The sequence below is a fragment of the Aeromonas sp. HMWF014 genome (genome assembly GCF_963878295.1).
GTDB classification, from domain to species: domain Bacteria; phylum Pseudomonadota; class Gammaproteobacteria; order Enterobacterales; family Aeromonadaceae; genus Aeromonas; species Aeromonas popoffii.
This window is the reverse complement of the sequence record NZ_CAWNYS010000039.1, coordinates 1-810: the sequence shown is the minus strand read 5'-3', so window position 1 is coordinate 810 and position 810 is coordinate 1. Positions and strand designations below refer to the sequence as shown.

General features: G+C 66.0%; 1 protein-coding gene. It reads left to right on the top strand.

Annotation, left to right across the window (positions count from 1 at the left end; translation table 11 throughout):
- Positions 1-766, top strand: a 766-nt coding sequence (locus AAC083_RS01375; RefSeq protein ID WP_258224852.1) for a homocysteine S-methyltransferase family protein, incomplete at its 5' end; no start/stop codon positions are given.
- Positions 767-810 lie beyond the last annotated feature (44 nt).

Genomic DNA, 810 nt, shown 5'->3' with positions numbered 1-810 from the left:
GGCCTATGTGGCCAGCGGTGCCCGGGTCATCACCACCAACAGTTATGCGCTGGTGCCGTTTCATATCGGCGCCGAGCGATGTGCCGCCGAGGGGGAAGCGCTGGCGGCGCTGGCTGGTCAGTTGGCCCGCGAGGTTGCCGATGAGCAAGGCGGCGTCGTGCAGGTAGCGGGATCCTTGCCGCCGCTGTTTGGCTCTTACCGCGCCGATCTGTTCGAGGTGGACAGGGTGGGCGAGCTGGCGACGCCGCTTATCCGGGCGCTCTCGCCCCATGTGGATATCTGGTTGGCCGAGACCATGAGCCTGATTGCCGAACCACTGGCCCTCAAGGCGCTGCTGCCTGCAGATGGCAAACCATTTTGGGTCTCCTTTACGCTGGAGGACGAAGCGCCGGGGAGCGAGCCGACCCTGCGCTCCGGCGAGCGGGTGGCCGATGCCGTCACCGCGCTGGCCGCAGTCGGGGTGGATGCCATCTTGTTCAACTGTTGTCAGCCCGAGGTGATTGAGGCGGCGCTGACGGTGGCAGGCGCCAGCTTGCAGGCGCTGGGCCGAGGGGATATTCGCCTCGGCGCCTACGCTAATGCCTTTCCGCCCCAGCCAAAAGAGGCGACCGCCAACGACGGGCTGGACGAGATCCGCGCTGATCTGGGACCGCTGGATTACCTTGGCTGGGCCGAGCGCTGGCGCGGGGTGGGGGCCTCTCTCATCGGCGGTTGCTGCGGCATTGGCCCCGAGCATATTCAGGCACTGGCCAGCCGGCTGCGCTAGGGAGAGCATATGAAAGAGAGTAAAATAGGCCTCTGGTCCCTCAC